20 protein-coding genes are annotated in these 17,279 nt (G+C 62.2%); 16 read left to right on the top strand and 4 right to left on the bottom strand.

The window, feature by feature from the left end; all coding sequences use genetic code 11:
- Nucleotides 1–22 precede the first annotated feature (22 nt).
- The 14 genes from cobO to F6S08_RS22535 all read left to right on the top strand — a co-directional run bounded on the left by cobO (nucleotide 23) and on the right by F6S08_RS22535 (nucleotide 11,709).
- Complete coding sequence (gene cobO, locus F6S08_RS22600; RefSeq protein WP_065924919.1) at nucleotides 23–634, top strand: cob(I)yrinic acid a,c-diamide adenosyltransferase; 612 nt, start codon at nucleotides 23–25, stop codon at nucleotides 632–634.
- Complete coding sequence (locus F6S08_RS22595) at nucleotides 631–1,980, top strand: cobyrinate a,c-diamide synthase (protein WP_065946845.1); 1,350 nt, start codon at nucleotides 631–633, stop codon at nucleotides 1,978–1,980. Before cobO ends, F6S08_RS22595 begins: the two co-directional genes overlap by 4 nt.
- Entirely contained in the window at nucleotides 1,977–2,627 is a 651-nt protein-coding gene (bluB, locus tag F6S08_RS22590; RefSeq protein WP_065946844.1) for a 5,6-dimethylbenzimidazole synthase, read from the top strand. The genes F6S08_RS22595 and bluB overlap by 4 nt, the downstream gene beginning before the upstream one ends.
- The gene (gene cbiB, locus F6S08_RS22585; RefSeq protein WP_065924922.1) at nucleotides 2,624–3,532 is read left to right on the top strand and encodes an adenosylcobinamide-phosphate synthase CbiB; all 909 of its coding nucleotides are present in this window, start codon (nucleotides 2,624–2,626) and stop codon (nucleotides 3,530–3,532) included. The genes bluB and cbiB overlap by 4 nt, the downstream gene beginning before the upstream one ends.
- Entirely contained in the window at nucleotides 3,525–4,514 is a 990-nt protein-coding gene (cobD, locus tag F6S08_RS22580; protein ID WP_065924923.1) for a threonine-phosphate decarboxylase CobD, read from the top strand. Before cbiB ends, cobD begins: the two co-directional genes overlap by 8 nt.
- Nucleotides 4,511–5,962 carry a cobyric acid synthase gene (locus tag F6S08_RS22575; protein WP_315872368.1) on the top strand — a complete coding sequence of 484 codons (1,452 nt, stop codon included), beginning with the start codon at nucleotides 4,511–4,513 and terminating at the stop codon, nucleotides 5,960–5,962. The genes cobD and F6S08_RS22575 overlap by 4 nt, the downstream gene beginning before the upstream one ends.
- A 454-nt stretch (nucleotides 5,963–6,416) precedes the next feature.
- Entirely contained in the window at nucleotides 6,417–6,938 is a 522-nt protein-coding gene (gene cobU / locus F6S08_RS22570) for a bifunctional adenosylcobinamide kinase/adenosylcobinamide-phosphate guanylyltransferase (protein ID WP_315872367.1), read from the top strand.
- Nucleotides 6,935–7,990, top strand: coding sequence for a nicotinate-nucleotide--dimethylbenzimidazole phosphoribosyltransferase (gene cobT, locus F6S08_RS22565; protein ID WP_315872366.1), 1,056 nt, complete (start codon nucleotides 6,935–6,937; stop codon nucleotides 7,988–7,990). Before cobU ends, cobT begins: the two co-directional genes overlap by 4 nt.
- Complete coding sequence (gene cobC, locus F6S08_RS22560) at nucleotides 7,987–8,562, top strand: alpha-ribazole phosphatase family protein (RefSeq protein WP_065924927.1); 576 nt, start codon at nucleotides 7,987–7,989, stop codon at nucleotides 8,560–8,562. The genes cobT and cobC overlap by 4 nt, the downstream gene beginning before the upstream one ends.
- A 2-nt stretch (nucleotides 8,563–8,564) precedes the next feature.
- A complete protein-coding gene (locus F6S08_RS22555; protein WP_065924928.1) occupies nucleotides 8,565–9,293 on the top strand; it encodes an adenosylcobinamide-GDP ribazoletransferase in 729 nt (242 codons plus the stop codon).
- A 42-nt stretch (nucleotides 9,294–9,335) separates the two neighbouring features.
- The gene (locus F6S08_RS22550; protein WP_065946841.1) at nucleotides 9,336–9,740 is read left to right on the top strand and encodes a MarR family winged helix-turn-helix transcriptional regulator; all 405 of its coding nucleotides are present in this window, start codon (nucleotides 9,336–9,338) and stop codon (nucleotides 9,738–9,740) included.
- Between the two features lie 63 nt (nucleotides 9,741–9,803).
- Nucleotides 9,804–11,003, top strand: a complete 1,200-nt coding sequence (locus tag F6S08_RS22545) for an MFS transporter (RefSeq protein ID WP_162494272.1) — start codon at nucleotides 9,804–9,806, stop codon at nucleotides 11,001–11,003.
- A complete protein-coding gene (locus F6S08_RS22540; protein ID WP_256097712.1) occupies nucleotides 11,000–11,122 on the top strand; it encodes a hypothetical protein in 123 nt (40 codons plus the stop codon). The genes F6S08_RS22545 and F6S08_RS22540 overlap by 4 nt, the downstream gene beginning before the upstream one ends.
- Before the next feature lie 35 nt (nucleotides 11,123–11,157).
- Entirely contained in the window at nucleotides 11,158–11,709 is a 552-nt protein-coding gene (locus F6S08_RS22535) for a glutathione peroxidase (protein WP_027603814.1), read from the top strand.
- Between the two features lie 65 nt (nucleotides 11,710–11,774).
- On the opposite strand, the gene F6S08_RS22530 is transcribed toward F6S08_RS22535, so the two are convergent.
- The 4 genes from F6S08_RS22530 to F6S08_RS22515 form a co-directional block, all read right to left on the bottom strand.
- The gene (locus tag F6S08_RS22530; protein ID WP_065924931.1) at nucleotides 11,775–13,058 is read right to left on the bottom strand and encodes an OmpP1/FadL family transporter; all 1,284 of its coding nucleotides are present in this window, start codon (nucleotides 13,056–13,058) and stop codon (nucleotides 11,775–11,777) included.
- A gap of 146 nt (nucleotides 13,059–13,204) precedes the next feature.
- Nucleotides 13,205–13,687: a hypothetical protein gene (locus F6S08_RS22525; protein WP_065946840.1), complete on the bottom strand. Its 483-nt coding sequence runs from the start codon at nucleotides 13,685–13,687 to the stop codon at nucleotides 13,205–13,207.
- 279 nt (nucleotides 13,688–13,966) lie between these two features.
- On the bottom strand, nucleotides 13,967–14,188 hold the full coding sequence (locus F6S08_RS22520; RefSeq protein ID WP_010563939.1) for a hypothetical protein: 222 nt from the start codon (nucleotides 14,186–14,188) through the stop codon (nucleotides 13,967–13,969).
- A gap of 444 nt (nucleotides 14,189–14,632) precedes the next feature.
- Nucleotides 14,633–14,938 carry a hypothetical protein gene (locus F6S08_RS22515; RefSeq protein ID WP_065924933.1) on the bottom strand — a complete coding sequence of 102 codons (306 nt, stop codon included), beginning with the start codon at nucleotides 14,936–14,938 and terminating at the stop codon, nucleotides 14,633–14,635.
- A 457-nt stretch (nucleotides 14,939–15,395) separates the two neighbouring features.
- On the opposite strand from F6S08_RS22515, the gene F6S08_RS22510 reads away from it, so the two are divergent.
- Both F6S08_RS22510 and rmuC read left to right on the top strand, forming a co-directional pair.
- Nucleotides 15,396–15,719 carry a sel1 repeat family protein gene (locus F6S08_RS22510; protein ID WP_315872365.1) on the top strand — a complete coding sequence of 108 codons (324 nt, stop codon included), beginning with the start codon at nucleotides 15,396–15,398 and terminating at the stop codon, nucleotides 15,717–15,719.
- A 175-nt stretch (nucleotides 15,720–15,894) separates the two neighbouring features.
- Entirely contained in the window at nucleotides 15,895–17,259 is a 1,365-nt protein-coding gene (gene rmuC / locus F6S08_RS22505) for a DNA recombination protein RmuC (protein ID WP_174562748.1), read from the top strand.
- The last annotated feature ends 20 nt before the right edge of the window (nucleotides 17,260–17,279 follow it).

Here is a 17,279-nt window from a genome sequence, read left to right as displayed (position 1 = left end):
CCAGCCCCAATGGAGAGCTGCCATGACCGATACCCCCGACCGCGACGAACGCCACCTGGCGCGCATGCTGCGCAAAAAAGCCGTGATCGACGAGCGCATCGCCAATTCCCCCAATGAGTGCGGCTTGCTGCTGGTGCTGACCGGCAACGGCAAAGGCAAGAGCAGCTCGGCATTCGGCATGCTCGCGCGCGCCATGGGCCACGGCATGCAGTGCGGTGTGGTGCAGTTCATCAAGGGGCGCAACAGCACCGGTGAGGAGTTGTTCTTCCGTCGCTTCCCCGAGCAAGTGCGTTTCCACGTGATGGGCGAAGGCTTCACCTGGGAGACCCAGGACCGCCAGCGCGATATCGCTGCCGCCGAAGCCGCCTGGGCCGTGTCCCGCGAACTGCTGCAAGACCCGCGCATCGGCCTGGTGGTGCTGGATGAGCTGAACATCGCCCTCAAGCATGGTTACCTCGACTTGGACCAGGTCCTCAGCGACCTGCAAGCGCGTCCGCCGATGCAGCACGTGGTCGTCACCGGCCGTGGCGCCAAGCCTGAATTGATCGAAATGGGCGATACCGTCACCGAAATGGGCATGCTCAAGCACGCGTTCCAGGCCGGGATCAAGGCACAGAAGGGCGTCGAACTTTGAATCAGCCCCGTCATTGTCCGGCCGTCCTGATCGCTGCACCGGCGTCCGGCCAGGGCAAAACCACCGTCACCGCCGCACTGGCCCGTTTGCACCGCAACCTGGGGCGCAGGGTACGCGTGTTCAAATGCGGTCCGGATTTCCTGGACCCGATGATCCACGAACGCGCCAGCGGTGCGCCGGTGTATCAATTGGACATGTGGATGGTGGGTGAGCAGGAAAGTCGCCGCCTGCTGTGGGAAGCGGCGGGTGAGGCCGACCTGATCCTGATCGAAGGCGTGATGGGCCTGTTCGATGGCACACCGTCCAGCGCCGACCTGGCGCGGCATTTCGGCGTGCCGGTGCTCGGTGTGATCGACGGCACCGCCATGGCCCAGACGTTTGGCGCCCTGGCCCTGGGCCTGGCGCGCTATCAGCCGGACCTGCCGTTTGCCGGGGTGCTGGCCAACCGCGTCGGCACCCTGCGCCATGCGCAGTTGCTGGAAGGCAGCCTCACCGAAGGCTTGCGCTGGTATGGCGCCCTGTCCCGCGAAACCGGGATCGAACTGCCCAGCCGCCATTTGGGCCTGGTGCAGGCCAGCGAGCTGAATGACCTCGACGTGCGCCTGGACGCCGCCGCCCAGGCCCTGGGCAGCAGCTGCGAAGTCGCATTGCCGCCACCGGTGACCTTCGCCGCGCCGGAAGTGATCATGGCCGAACCATTGCTGGCCGGTGTGCGCATTGCGGTGGCCCGTGACGAAGCCTTCGCCTTCACCTATGGCGCCAGCCTCGACCTGCTGCGGGCGATGGGGGCCGAGTTGCACTTCTTCTCGCCGATCCATGATCGCCAGCTGCCCGAGGCTGACAGCCTGTATTTGCCCGGCGGTTACCCGGAATTGCACCACCAGGCGCTGTCGCAAAACACGCCGATGCTTGACGCCATTCGTAACCATCATGCCGCCGGCAAACCCTTGCTCGCCGAGTGTGGCGGCATGCTCTACCTGCTGGACTCGCTCACCGATGTCGACGGCACCCGCGCCGAACTGGTCGGCCTGCTGCAAGGCGATGCGGTGATGCAAAAGAAACTCGCGGCCCTGGCCCTGCAAAGTGTCGAACTGCCGGAAGGCGTGCTGCGCGGGCACACGTACCACCATTCCCTGACCAGCACCGAGTGCCAGCCGATTGCCCGTGGCCTGAGCCCGAACGGTGGGCGCGGTGCCGAAGCGGTGTTCCGGCACGGGCGGATGACGGCCTCTTACGTGCACTTCTATTTCCCGTCGAATCCGACGGCGGTAGCCGCGTTGTTTGCCCCGGACCGAGCTGAAACCCCATCCACTGTGGGAGGGGGCTTGCCCCCGATAGGGCCATGACCGACAACGCTTTCCCCCAGGCCGACCGCGACGCCGTCTACCGCGCCATCGCCGAACGCCGCGACATGCGCCACTTCAGCGGCGGCAGTGTCGCGCCCGAATTGCTGCATCGCCTGCTCCAGGCCGCGCACCAGGCGCCCAGTGTCGGCCTGATGCAGCCCTGGCGGTTTATCCGCATCAGCGACCGCGCGTTGCGCAGCCGGATTCAACAGTTGGTGGAAGAAGAACGCGTGCGCACCGCCGAGGCGTTGGGCGAGCGCTCCGATGCGTTCATGAAGCTCAAGGTCGAAGGCATTCACGACTGCGCCGAAGTGCTGGTGGCGGCGTTGATGGATGATCGCGAGCGCCACATCTTCGGGCGGCGCACCTTGCCGGAGATGGACCTGGCGTCGCTGTCCTGTGCGATCCAGAACCTGTGGCTGGCCGCGCGGGTCGAGGGGTTGGGCATGGGCTGGGTCTCGCTGTTCGAACCCCAGGCCCTGGCCGACCTGCTGGGCCTGCCGCCCGGTGCGAAACCCCTGGCGGTCTTGTGCCTGGGGCCGGTGACGGAGTTTTACCCGGCACCGATGTTGCAGCTCGAAGGCTGGACCGAGCCTCGGCCGTTGAGTGACATGGTGTATGAAAATGCGTGGGGAGTGAGTCAATGAGTGTGGCCTTGCTGTGTGTCGCAGCAGTGGCGCTGGATGCGCTGCTGGGCGAGCCCAGGCGCTGGCATCCGCTGGTGGCGTTCGGCAATTTTGCCGGGCGCATCGAGCAGCGTTTCAACAGCGGTGGCCGGGGCTGGCGCAGCCATGGCGTGACCGCGTGGGTTATCGCCGTGGTGCCATTGACCCTGCTGGCCACCGCGTTGTCGTGGGCGCCGTATATCGGCTGGGTCCTGGAGATCCTCGCGTTGTACTGCGCCCTCGGCATGCGCAGCCTCGGCGAGCATGTGATCCCGGTGGCCCAGGCCCTGCGCAGCGATGACCTCGACGCGGCCCGCACACGGGTGAGCTACCTGGTCAGCCGCCAGACCAGTGAACTGGATCGCACCGAAGTCGCCCGTGCCGCCACCGAATCGGTGCTGGAAAACGGCAGCGATGCGGTGTTTGCCGCGTTGTTCTGGTTTGTCGTCGCCGGCGTACCGGGCGTGGTGCTCTACCGCCTGAGCAATACGCTCGACGCGATGTGGGGCTATCGCAACGAACGCTTCGAGCGTTTCGGTTGGGCCGCGGCCAAGATCGACGATGTACTCAACTATGTGCCTGCACGCCTGGTGGCCTTGACCTACGCCGTGCTGGGCAAAACCCGCCTGGCCCTCAAATGCTGGCGCACCCAGGGGCCGACCTGGGACAGCCCCAATGCCGGGCCGGTGATGGCATCCGGCGCTGGCGCGTTGGGCGTTGAGCTGGGTGGCGCCGCGATTTACCACGGCGAGGTGCACCAGCGTCCGCCACTGGGCGAAGGCCCGGCGGCGGATGCCGACTCTATCGACCGCGGCTGGCAACTGGTGCAGCGCGGCGTATGGTTGTGGTTGCTGATTCTCTGCGTGGGGGGGCAATTTTATGCTTGAGCACGGTGGCCGGCTGCGCAAGGCAGCGATTCAGTACGGGATTGCCGAGGCCGATTGGCTGGACCTGTCCAGCGGCCTCGCACCCTGGCCATGGCCGATCCCGGAGATTCCGCTGCGGGCCTGGGCGCGCTTGCCGGAGTCCGACGACGGCCTGGAACAGGCGGCCAGCGAGTATTACGGCGCCGCGCATCTGCTGCCGGTGCCCGGCTCCCAGGCGGCGATTCAGTTGCTGCCGCGCCTGCGCCGTGCCGGCAAGGTCGGCGTGCTGTCGCCGTGCTACGCCGAACATGCCGAGGCCTGGCGGCGTGCCGGCTACGTGGTGCGTGAAGTGCAGGAGCAGGAAGTCGACTTCTTCCTCGACGTCCTCGACGTGCTGGTGGTGGTCAATCCCAATAACCCCACCGGACTGAGCCTGGCCCCGCAACGCCTGCTGGACTGGCACACAAGGCTGGCCCAGCGCGGCGGCTGGCTGGTGGTGGACGAAGCGTTCATGGATGTCACCCCGCAGTTGAGCCTGGCGAGCCAGGCCCATCAGGTCGGCCTGATTGTGCTGCGTTCGTTCGGCAAGTTTTTCGGCCTGGCCGGGGTGCGCCTGGGCTTTGTGCTGGCCGAGCGCAGGCTGCTCAAGTTGCTGGCCGAACAGGTTGGGCCCTGGGCTGTCAGCGGGCCGACGCGGGTACTGGGCCAAGTGTGCCTGCGCGATACTGCCGGTCATGCACGGCAGCGGGCACGCTGCATCGAGGCCGGCCAGCGTTTGTTTGAACTGCTCGAGCGTCGTGGCTTTCAACCCCAGGGCGGCTGCGCGTTGTTCCAATGGTTGATCACCCCGCACGCCGAGCGCATGCACGAATTCATGGCCCAGCGCGGCATCTTGCTGCGCCTGTTTGTGCACAACAGCAGCGTGCGGTTTGGCCTGCCCGACACCGAGGCCGATTGGTCGCGTCTCGACGAAGCGCTGGCTGCCTACAAGGACGCCTCATGAGTACGCTGATGGTGCAAGGCACCACCTCCGATGCCGGCAAAAGTACCCTGGTGACCGCGTTGTGCCGTTGGCTGGTACGCCAGGGCATTGCCGTGGTGCCGTTCAAACCGCAGAACATGGCGCTCAACAGTGCGGTGACGGCCGAGGGCGGCGAGATCGGTCGTGCCCAGGCGGTGCAGGCCCAGGCGGCCAACCTGGCGCCCCATACCGACATGAACCCGGTGCTGCTCAAGCCCAACAGCGACACCGGCTCCCAGGTGATCATCCATGGCCGCGCCGTGACCAGCATGAACGCGGTGGCCTATCACGACTACAAAGCCATCGCGATGCAGGCGGTGCTGGCTTCCCACGCGCGGTTGAGCGAAGCCTACCCGGTGGTGATGGTGGAAGGCGCAGGCTCCCCGGCGGAGATCAACCTGCGCGCCAACGACATTGCCAACATGGGCTTCGCCGAGGCCGTCGACTGCCCGGTGCTGCTGATTGCCGACATCAATCGCGGCGGGGTGTTCGCCCATCTGGTCGGCACCCTGGAATTGCTCTCTCCCAGCGAACAGGCGCGGGTCAAGGGCTTCATCATCAACCGCTTTCGCGGCGACATCGCACTGCTGCAACCCGGCCTGGATTGGTTGCAGGCACGCACCGGCAAACCGGTGGTGGGCGTATTGCCCTACGTGATGGACCTGCACCTGGAAGCCGAGGACGGTATCGACCAACGCCAGATCGACAAGGCGGCGCAGGTGCTCAAGGTGGTGGTGCCGGTGTTGCCGCGCATCAGCAACCATACGGATTTCGATCCGCTACGCCTGCATCCTCAGGTGGACTTGCAGTTCATCGGGCCGGGCCAGCCGATTCCGGCCGCCGACCTGGTCATCCTGCCGGGCTCGAAAAGCGTGCGCAGCGACCTCGCGTACCTGCGTGCCCATGGCTGGGACACCGCCGTGGCGCGGCACTTGCGCTACGGCGGCAAGGTGCTGGGGATTTGCGGCGGCTTGCAGATGCTCGGTGAGCAGGTGCACGACCCGTTGGGCCTGGAAGGGCCGGCCGGCTCCAGCGACGGCCTGGGGCTGCTGGCGTTCAGTACCACCCTGGAAGCCGAGAAACAGTTGCGTAATGTACGCGGGCGTTTGTTGCTGGAGGACGCCGAGGTCAGTGGCTATGAGATCCATGCCGGCGTGACGTGCGGCGCGGCCCTGGCGAACGCCGCCGTGCTGTTGGAGGACGGTCGCCGTGACGGCGCGCAAAGTGCTGACGGGCAGATTCTTGGCACGTATCTGCATGGCGTGTTCGAGACTCCGGCGGCCTGCAGTGCGTTGCTGCGCTGGGCCGGGTTGCAGGATGTGCAGGCGGTGGATTATCACGCCCTTCGCGAGCGTGATATCGAACGGTTGGCGGATCTGGTGGAGAACCATCTGGACACCGATTTATTGCGCAAGCTGTGTGGGGTTTAAGGGTGTACACACGGTTCAAATGTGGGAGGGGCGGTGCGACAATTCGACTTGCCCCCGATAGCGGTGTATCAGGTGCTGAATTGTTCAGGTATACCGAGTACATATCCATTCCTGCGGTAACGGCCACTTATGGTTCCGCTCTTACAGCGGCTCACTTTTGGAAAGACCGGAAGCCGGCCCAGCCAAAAGTAAGCAAAAGGCCTTCGCCCCACCACTCGGCACCTCGCTTGGGCTCGGTGTGCCCGAACGCAGGCTTGAATCCGTGGGCCGCCGCAATGGGCCATCCCTGGCCCAGTGCGGCTAACCCGGCGTCCTGCCGGGTTACCCACGGATTCAAACCTGCGTTCGGCCAGCGTGGTTTACGGGGCGACTTCAGATCAAAAGCAGGATCAAAAGCCAGATCAAAAACGACTCGCTTCGCATCGTGGAGTGGTGGGTGGGCAGGGGGTGTTTTATGCTTCAACTGATTTTAGGCGGCGCCCGCTCCGGCAAAAGCCGCCTCGCTGAAAAACTCGCCGACGGCAGCGCTTTGCCCGTCATCTATATCGCCACCAGCCAGCCGCTTGACGGCGAGATGAATGCCCGCGTTGCCTTGCATCGCGAGCGTCGCCCTGATCACTGGGGTTTGATCGAAGAACCTGTCGAGCTGGCGCGTGTGCTACGCGAAAACGCTGCGCCCGGTCGTTGCCTGTTGGTGGATTGCCTGACCCTGTGGCTGACCAATCTGCTGATGCTCGAAGACGCGCAGCGCCTGGCGTTCGAGCGCGATCAATTGCTGGAAAGCCTGGCCGTGCTGTCGGGTGAAATTATTTTTGTCAGCAACGAGACCGGTCTGGGTGTCGTGCCGCTGGGCGAATTGACTCGCCGCTATGTGGATGAAGCCGGTTGGCTGCATCAAGCCTTGGCCGAGCGCTGTCAGCGTGTTGTCCTGACGGTTGCCGGCCTGCCCCTGACGTTGAAAGGTACTGCGTTATGACTGACACCTGGTGGCTCAACCCTTGTAAGGCCATTGACGCCTCGGCGTACGAACAAGCCCTGGCGCGCCAGCAGCAATTGACCAAGCCGGCCGGTTCCCTGGGCCAGCTGGAAGCGCTGGCGGTGCAATTGGCCGGCTTGCAGGGCCAGGTCAAACCGTCGGTGGACCGGCTGTGGATCGCCATCTTTGCCGGTGACCACGGCGTGGTTGCCGAAGGTGTATCGGCGTTTCCCCAGGAAGTGACCGGGCAAATGCTGCATAACTTTGTCACCGGTGGCGCGGCCATCAGTGTATTGGCGCGGCAACTGGATGCGCAGTTGGAAGTGGTCGACCTCGGTACGGTGACCCCTTCGCTGAGCCTGCATGGCGTGCGTCACCTGAATATCGGCGCGGGCACCGCCAATTTCGTCAAGGGCCCGGCAATGACCGGTGCCCAGGGCCGATTGGCATTGCAGGCGGGTCGCGACAGTGTGCTGCGCGCCCGTGAAAGCGGTGCGCAGTTGTTTGTTGGCGGCGAGATGGGCATTGGCAACACCACCGCCGCCAGTGCGCTGGCCTGCGCCTTGCTCGATTGCCAGGTGACCGAGCTGACAGGCCCGGGCACCGGATTGAATGCCCAAGGCGTCAGTCACAAGGTGGCGGTGATCGAACGCGCGCTGGCCGTGCATGCGGCGCAGCGTGGGGATGCGCTGCACACCCTGTGCAATCTCGGTGGCTTTGAAATCGCTGCCCTGGTGGGGGCTTACCTGGCCTGCGCCCAGGAAGGCATCGTGGTGTTGGTGGATGGGTTTATCTGCACCGTCGCGGCGCTGGTCGCCACGCGCTTGAACCCGGCGTGCCGCGACTGGCTGCTGTTCGGCCACCGCGGCGCCGAGCCTGGCCATCGCCATGTCTTGCAGAGCCTCGATGCACAACCGTTGCTGGAACTCGGCCTGCGCCTGGGCGAGGGCAGTGGCGCGGCGTTGGCGGTGCCATTGCTGCGCCTGGCCTGTACGCTGCACGGGCAGATGGCGACGTTTGCCGAAGCGGCCGTGGCAGACCGTCCGGCATGACCTTGCACCTGGACCTGTTGCGCCATGGCGAAACCGAACTGGGGGGTGGCCTGCGCGGCAGCCTGGACGATGCATTGACCGCCAAGGGCTGGGAACAGATGCGCGCCGCTGTGGTGGCACAGGGGCCCTGGGATCGGCTGATCAGCTCGCCGCTGCAACGCTGCGCGCGGTTCGCGGATGAACTGGGCGCGCGGCTGAATGTGCCGGTGAGCCTGGAAAAGGACCTGCAGGAACTGCACTTCGGTGCCTGGGAAGGGCAAAGTGCGGCAGCGCTGATGGAGACCGACGCCGAAGGCCTGGGCCGGTTTTGGGCCGATCCCTATAGCTTCACGCCGCCCCAGGGCGAACCGGTCAGCGCGTTTTCCCTGCGGGTTTTGGGCGCCGTCCTGCGCCTGCATAAGGCGTATGCCGGTGAGCGTGTGCTGTTGATCAGCCACGGCGGGGTGATGCGTTTGCTGTTGGCCCACGCTCGGGGGCTGCCCCGTGAGCAGTTGCTGAATGTCGAAGTCGCTCATGGTGGGTTGTTCAACCTGCAGGTCGGCGCCGATGGCGTGTTGAAGGAAGGAATCTGAGCATGCTGCCGTTCTGGATCGCCGTGCAGTTCCTGAGCAGTTTGCCGATTCGCCTGCCGGGTATGCCGCAACCGCAGGAACTGGGGCGCTCGTTGCTGTTTTATCCTGTGGTCGGGTTGCTGTTCGGCGTGCTGCTGTGGGGGCTCAATACGCTGTTGATCGGATCACCGCTGTTGTTGCACGCCGCGCTGCTGCTGACGGCCTGGGTGTTGCTCAGTGGCGGCTTGCACCTCGACGGCCTGGCGGACAGCGCCGATGCCTGGCTGGGTGGCTTCGGCGACCGCGAGCGCACCCTCAGCATCATGAAAGACCCGCGCAGCGGGCCGATTGCGGTGGTCACCCTGGGCCTGGTGTTGCTGCTCAAGTTCACCGCGCTGGTGGCTTTGATCGAACAGCGCAACGGTGTGGCGTTGATTCTCGCGCCGTTGATCGGCCGCGCGTCGATGCTGGGGTTGTTTCTCACCACCCGTTATGTGCGAGCGGGTGGGTTGGGCCAGGCGTTGTCGGATCATCTACCGCGCGTCGTCGGGCAACAGGTGCTGATCCTCAGTGGCCTGGCCTGCATCCTGATCGGTGGTTTCAGCGGTGGGGTTGCCGTGCTGCTCGCGGCCGTGTGTTTTATCGGCCTGCGCCAACTGATGGTCAATCGCCTCGGCGGCACCACCGGCGATACCGCTGGCGCGCTGCTGGAGCTGCTGGAAGTGGCTGTTCTGGTCGGTTTGGCGTTGTAACACTTTCTTGCATTTCCTTAATCGCGGGTATATACACGTTCCATGCTTGCCTCCCAATGTTTATGTACCAACCTGCGACGTGCCGCCCGTGGCGTCAGCAGGCACTACGACGGCGCCCTCGACGGCTTCGGGATCAACGTCGCCCAGTATTCCTTGCTGTGCAACCTGCAGCGCCTCGATCAACCGAGCATTTCCAGCCTGGCCGACGCCATGGGCCTGGATCGCAGCACCTTGGGGCGCAACCTGCGGGTGTTGGAAGGTGAGGGCCTGGTGCGGATGGTAGAGGGCGATGACCTGCGCAACCGCCTGGTGCTGTTGACCGCCGCCGGTGAAGAGCGCCTGGCGGCAGCGTTACCCGCCTGGGAGGCGGCGCAACAGAAATTGGTCGATCAACTCGGCGCGGAAAAACGCGAAACCCTGTTGGCCTTGCTGGATGAACTCGCCTGAACGCGGGTTTGTTCGAACACAAGCGGGTATATACCCGCGAACGGAGAATAAGAAATGACGTCGATGTGGCGCACCAGTGGTTGGATCCTTGTAGGGAGTGCGCTGATCCTGGCGTTGTCCTTGGGCGTGCGGCACGGGTTCGGCCTGTTCCTGGCGCCGATGAGCAGCGAATTCGGCTGGGGCCGTGAGACCTTTGCCTTTGCCATCGCCTTGCAGAACCTGATCTGGGGCCTGGCGCAGCCCTTTACCGGTGCCCTGGCCGACCGGTTCGGCGCCACCAGGGCGGTGTTTGTCGGCGGGGTGTTGTACGCCGCAGGCCTGGTGTTGATGGGCCTGTCGGATTCGGCGTGGTCATTGTCCTTGAGTGCCGGCCTGCTGATCGGGATTGGCCTGTCGGGTACATCGTTTTCGGTGATTCTGGGCGTGGTCGGCCGCGCCGTGGCGCCGGAAAAGCGCAGCATGGCCATGGGCATTGCCAGTGCCGCCGGTTCGTTTGGCCAGTTCGCCATGGTGCCGGGCACCTTGGGCTTGATCAGTTGGCTGGGCTGGTCGGCCGCGTTGCTGGCGCTGGGCCTGATGGTGGCGCTGATCCTGCCGCTGGTGAGCATGCTCAAGGATCGCCCGCTGCCGGTCATGGCCGGCCAGCAGACCCTGGGTGAAGCCTTGAAGGAAGCCTGCTCCCACTCCGGGTTCTGGCTGCTGGCCTTCGGCTTTTTCGTCTGCGGTTTCCAGGTGGTGTTTATTGGTGTGCACCTGCCGGCCTACCTGGTGGACCAGCACTTGCCGGCCACGGTCGGCACCACGGTGTTGGCGTTGATTGGGTTGTTCAATATCTTCGGCACCTATACCGCCGGCTGGCTTGGCGGGCGCATGTCCAAGCCGCGCCTGTTGACCGGGTTGTACCTGCTGCGCGCGGTGGTGATCATCCTGTTCCTGTGGGCACCGGTGACCGAAGTCACGGCCTACCTGTTCGGCATGGCCATGGGCTTTTTGTGGCTGTCCACGGTACCGCTGACCAACGGCACGGTCGCCACGTTGTTCGGAGTGCGAAACCTGTCCATGCTCGGTGGGATCGTGTTCCTTTTCCACCAGCTCGGCTCGTTCCTTGGTGGTTGGTTGGGCGGGGTGGTCTATGATCGAACCGGTAACTACGATTTGATCTGGCAAGTGGCGATCCTGTTGAGCGTGCTCGCCGCAGCCCTGAATTGGCCGGTACGTGAGCGGCCGGTGGCGCGATTGCAGGCGCAGATGGAGACGGCATGAGTTCGACCTGGTATTGGTTTGGCGGGGCAATCGCGGCCGCACTGTTGCTGGCCCTGGCCTGGTGGGGCTGGCAGCGCGGTGGCCTGGCGTTGATGCAACTGGGTATGTCGATCTGTTAAGTTCGGTGCCTGAACTCTTTAAAGGACGTTTCGACATGCAGATGCGCTGGCTGGCTGTACCTGTGCTGATGGCTGCTTTTGGCGGCGTGGCGTTGGCTGCCGATTGCCCGCCGTTGCTGGAGGGTCAATTGCCCAAGTTGCGCGCCAAGGAATCCATCGACCTGTGCCAACGTTTTGCCGGCAAGCCCCTGGTGATCGTCAACACGGCGAGCTTTTGCGGGTTCGCGCCGCAATTCAAAGGCCTCGAAGCGCTGTATCAGCGCTACAAGGATGAAGGGTTGGAGGTGATCGGCGTGCCATCCGATGACTTCAAGCAGGAAGCCAAGACCGGCGAAGAAACCGCCAAGGTCTGCTACGTGAACTACGGCGTGACCTTCACCATGACCGAGCCGCAGAAGGTCAAGGGGCCGGACGCGGTGCACCTGTTCAAGGTATTGGCGCAGCAGAGCAATGCGCCGAAGTGGAATTTCTACAAGTACGTGGTGGACCGCCAGGGCAAGGTGATTGCCGATTTCTCCAGCCTCACCAAGCCGGACAGCCCCGACCTGATCAAGGCGGTGGAGCAGGCGATAGCGTCCAAACCCTGATTATCGGGCACTGAAAAGCCCCGCCTCCCTTGCAGGAGAGCGGGGCTTTTTTACACCCGTCCGGATCAGAAGGTGTAGGTCATGCCCAGGCCGAAACCGTTGGCACTGTTTTCGTACTTGGCGCGGTAACTGGCTGTCGACGGGGCGTTAGCCGTCTGGTTGATCTTGACGTCTTCTTCTTTCAGGTACGAATACGCCAGGTCGACGGTCATGTTATCCATGACTTTGTAGCCCAGGCCCACGCTGAAGATCGTACGGTCGCCCGTCGGGATGCGCGGCGAACGATCGGTGTTGTTGGCCGGGGATTGGTCGAAGGTCAGGCCGGTACGCAGCACGACTTGCTTGGTCAACTGATACGAGGTACCCACGGCGTAGGCCCAGGTGTCGTGCCAATTTTGTTCTTCAGTGATAGAGCCCAGTTGGCTTGGCGCCAGTAAGCCGCCTGCAGCTGTTACGCCTTCGTTGTTGACGGTGATCTCTTTCAGGCGACTCCAACGCGTCCAGGTTGCACCGCCGTAGAGTTTCCAGGCGTCGGTCAGGTCTTGGGTGACCGACAGGTCGTAGGACTCTGGGGTGTCGATTTTCAACGAAGCGTCGTAACGGTTGTTACGCAGGAACGGTTGAGTGGCCGCTGGGCCGCTGACCGTGGTGTGGCCTTCCAGCTTGTACTTGACCTTCGAGTGGTAGGTCAGGCCCACGCGAGTGGTGTCGGTGGCCTGGACCAATACGCCGACGTTGAAACCCAGGGCGGTATCGTCACCCTTGATTTTGACGTTGGTGTCGGAGGCAAGCGGGCTGAGGGTCTTGTCCGACTCAAGCACACCGGAAATCCGGTTGATGGTCGGGCCAAAGCCGATGGATACACGATCATTGAACGCATAGCTGACAGTTGGCTGGAAGGTCATGACCTTCACTTCGCTCTTGCTGCCGAAGCCGCGACCCTGGAAGCCGTTTTCATAGTCGGTCACCAGGCCGAACGGTGCGTATACACCGAAGCCGATAGCCCACTGATCGTTGAGTTTGTTGGTGTAGAAACCGAATGGCACCGCGGTGAACGGAACCATGTCGCCTTTGTTGGAACCGCGAGAGTTGCCACCGGTATTGCTGATATCGGTCGACGCATCAATGGCAGCGACACCACCGGTGATTTGTTGGCCATTCAGACGGGACATACCGGCCGGGTTACCGTAGACAGTGCTTGCATCATCGGCAGAAGAGGAGCGACCTGCGAAACCCGTACCCATCCCGCTGACGCTCTGTTCGTTCAGTGCGAAACCGCTTGCGAACAGTTGGGAGGATGCCATGGCAACGGCGAGGCTAAGTGTGGTCTTGAGCATTACTTTTTTCATTATTAGAACTCCGTGGTGATCACCGCAGCGGAAAGTATCAATAAAATTAACATCGCGCTATAGGCTGTAATGCAGGAGATAGAGCGGTTTTGTAGGACAATCCGACCAAAATTCGGCTTTTTTGCCGAATCTTGCAAATTGCCCGGTCAGCAGGCCACGTGATTCAAGGGCGAAACACAGGTTTGCCAGGCCTGGGTGAAATCCCGCAGCCTTCCTTGAGGATGAAATATTTCTTTCCAGATACGCGCCATGGCTAAAACATCACCGGGTGGTGGCAGGGCGGGGCTGTGTTGTTCGACCAGGAGCCAGGCGATGGCCGTGGCATAACGCAGGTTTACGGTGAGTTCCAGTTGGGGCGCACTGAGAAAGGCGTGTTGGCTGGCGAGCCCGCGTACCAGGCTGGCACGCTCGGGATCGAGCGCCAGGTAGTTATCCCACAAGGCGCGATGGCGAGGTTCGGTGATGCTGTACAGGCCGTGGCCGCGTCGATCATGCAGGGCAGAACCCAATTCCGACTGGCTGGCGGCGATACCCAGCAGCAGTGACTCAGCCGTTGGGCTCTGCTGGCCGAGGTACGTCAAGGTCGGCCGGATCACATAGCGACACAATTCACTGGCTGCGATACCCATACATGCCTCAATCCGTGAAAAGGGTCGACGAGCCCTGAGAAAGGGGGCTTGGCAGCAGTGGATCGGCTCTCAGGCTCGTCGGAAGCGGATCATGCCGCTTGAGTTGAAGTGTAGTGTCATATTCATGAGGTAAAGGACTGTTTTTAAAACATCTTCTTCAACCAGTTATAACGTTTATATCGATTTGAACTTAGTGCAAATACTCGAGGCAAGAATGACGGGCAATAAAAAACCCTGTGTTTTAAACAGGGTTTTTTGTGTTTCAGCGACTCGGGTCGATCAGGCAACCAGTGCCTGACGGGTACGCTCGATCACGGCCTGCAGCGGTTCAGCGCTGGAGTATTGATCGGGGTACAGGCGTTCGCTGTGACGGGCGATGCCGTGTTCGTTGACCAGGGTGAAGCTGAAGCAGCCTTTGCGAGCGGCCATGATCAGGCAGTTCATTGGGGCAAAAGCGTTGGTGAGGGTGCGAATGGCATCCTGAGTGTGGATAGCGGACATATTATTGGTGTTCCTACAAATGACACGGATAAGAACCGTGCAACGTTAAAACGTTCCAGTAACGTTGATCACCATTGATCAAACGAAGAACCCGACTGGAACAAAGCAGCCAGTTTGAAGCGCTGATTAAGTTAGGCGCGCTTGGGCTGGCAGGTAGGTACTTAGGAGGGCAGGCAACACAACAAGGGCAAAGGTTCTGGGCCCGGGGTGAAGATCCTGATCAATTTGCAGGTTGGTTCGGTCAGAGTATTAAAACTTCGCGGCACCCTTTGCTTGTTCAAAGGCAGTGTCGTCGCAAGTGATACCTGGAAACCATCGAGGTGGTCGATCCCGTGTTGTTCAGGGGAGTTGTTCGACCAGAATTGACTTTCAGCTTGGTACTAACGCTGCGGATAGTAACGGATTGAAACAGGCAATGGAAGCGTGCTAGTCAAAAAACTTCAATCAGCCGCCCAGCAGGCCGCGATACACCAGCACCGTGACGGCGGCGGCCAGGGAACAACCCAACCCATAGGCGGCCAGGGTCAGGCGCAAGGATTGGCCGGTCTCGACCATCTTCATCACATCGCCCATGTCATCGATACGCCCTTCACCCAGCTCGATGCACAGGCTCACGGCGGTGAACGCGGCCGATAGCAGGATGGCGATGGCAAACAACGCCCCATCCGGGGATGGCAGTACGACATTTATCCCTAATGAAATGGCACAGATGGCCAGTAACAACACGGCGAATAACAGCATTCCTTTCATCGGCCCACTCAGCGTTGTGTTGTCCGTCGGGCAGTGTGGCGAGCTGGCAAAGATTTGAAAAGTCCCTGTTTTGCCTCGGCGGTAACATTTTTGAAGGCTATCGCTTCAAAAAAAGCCGGGGATATAACCATCGGATCGGTACTTGTGCACATTAGTTGCGGCGTGTGTAACCGGGCTGTCAATCGCTGGACAGGGCCGCCATTTGCCTGCAATGGAAATTTAAGTCAATGAAAAATCTGGCTTTTTTTTATTGGTGAAAAAATCGTCAGTTTGACTGTGGGCCCCGTTCCATGGGCCTTTGCGCGAGTTAAAGGCTGGTTGTCCACTGAGTTATCCACAGCTTCTGTGGATTGTCCCAAGCGCTTGCTCTAGAACGGGCGTGCCGGGTTTTTTCAGCTTTACCTGTGCGAAAAAAAGAGTAGAGTGGCGCGCCTTCCGTTCTGTCCCACAGTGCTTTATGAAGTTTCGCTTAGTATCACCTTCTGTTACCGACACCCCCCAGACTGTTACCGCACCCAAGCGTTTTTCCTTGAAAGTCGCCCTGTGGTTGCTCGACAGCCCACGCCTGGGCCATAGCACCAACATCAAACACTTCGCCGGGCGCTTGCTCAAGCAGCCGGCCCGTGAGGGCGTAGTGGCTGCGCAAAGCCGTCTGGGCCAATTGATGTGCCGCGAGTGCGGCAACGCCCGCGACCGCCGCATCGGCCACGATCTGCTGCGCCTGGCCGCCCGTGCCGGTGACCGCCGTGCCCAACGGGAACTGGGTCAGGTCGAAGACTGAGCTGTCCTCACGCTCTACGCTTGGTTAACCTTGCTCCTTTTCGGTGATGGCAGAAATGGCTATGGTTTTTGACTGGACCAGTGTTGCCCTGGGCCTGGCTGGCGCCACAGTGCCTTTATTGGCGGTGTGCTGGCAGATTCAGCGGCGGTTGACCGCGCGGACCACTGGCTGGGAACTGCTCGAAGAGCGCCTGGCCACTGCGCAACTGGCCCAGGAGGGCCTCGCCGCTCAACTGGATGCCAGTCGCGATGAAATCAGCGATCTGAGCCAGGCCAACGCCGCCAAGCAAGCTGACCTGGCTGCAGTGCGCCGCGAGGTCGAGCTGTTGCAGATCGATCGCGACAACGCCCGCGACGCCGCCCACGCCTGGAACCTTGACCGCAGCGCCAAGGAAACCGAATTACGCCGCCTCGACGCACTGTCGGCCGCCTTGCGCGCCGAACTGCGCGAGCAGCAGGAAAGCCATCAGCAGCGCCTCGCCGACCTGCAAGGCTCGCGGGACGAGTTGCGTGCGCAGTTCGCTGAGCTGGCCGGCAAGATCTTCGATGAGCGCGAGCAGCGCTTTGCCGAGACCAGCCAGGAGCGCCTGGGCCAGTTGCTCGACCCCTTGAAGGAACGCATCCAGTCCTTCGAAAAACGCGTGGAAGAGAGCTATCAGAACGAGGCTCGCGAGCGCTTTTCCCTGGCCAAGGAGCTTGAACGCCTGCAGCAGCTGAACCTGCGTCTGTCAGACGAAGCCACCAACCTGACCCGCGCCCTCAAGGGCCAGAAAACCCAGGGCAACTGGGGCGAGCTGATCCTCGAACGGGTGCTGGAGCACGCCGGTCTGGAGAAGGGCCGCGAGTACCAGACCCAGGTCAGCTTAAAGGGCCCGGACGGTGAGCGCTTCCAACCGGATGTGCTGATCATGCTGCCCGGTGACAAGCAGGTGGTGGTGGACTCCAAGGTCAGCCTGACCGCGTACCAGCAGTATGTCGCAGCGGATGATGAGGTGATCGGCCAGGCAGCCTTGAAGCAGCACGTACTGTCGCTGCGCAATCACGTCAAAGGCTTGGCCGGTAAGGATTACAAACGCCTGGAAGGCCTGCACAGCCTGGATTTCGTGTTGTTGTTCGTGCCGATCGAAGCCGCTTTTTCCGCGGCCTTGCAGGCCGAACCGAATCTGTTCCAAGAAGCTTTCGACCGGCATATCGTGATCGTCAGCCCAACGACGCTGCTCGCCACCCTGCGGGTGATCGACAGTCTCTGGAAGCAAGAGCGTCAAAGCCAGAACGCCCGCGAAATCGCCGAACGCGCCGGGTGGCTGTACGACAAGTTCGTGCTGTTTATCCAGGATCTGGATGAGGTGGGCAATCGTCTGCAGCAGTTGGATAAGGCTTACAGCGCGGCGCGGAACAAGCTGACAGATGGGCGCGGAAACCTGGTCAGTCGCACCGAGCAATTAAGGTTGCTCGGTGCGCGTGCCAGCAAAAGCCTGCCGGCGGATTTGCTGGAGCGGGCGATGACCGACGCCGACGGCGTGGCGCACCTTCCCGAATAAACACAATCCGAAAGGTGGAA

The sequence above is a fragment of the Pseudomonas sp. JV449 genome (assembly GCF_032424295.1).
Lineage (GTDB): Bacteria > Pseudomonadota > Gammaproteobacteria > Pseudomonadales > Pseudomonadaceae > Aquipseudomonas > Aquipseudomonas marginalis.
Note: the sequence above shows the minus strand (reverse complement) of the source record. Positions and strands in the feature narration are given on the sequence as shown.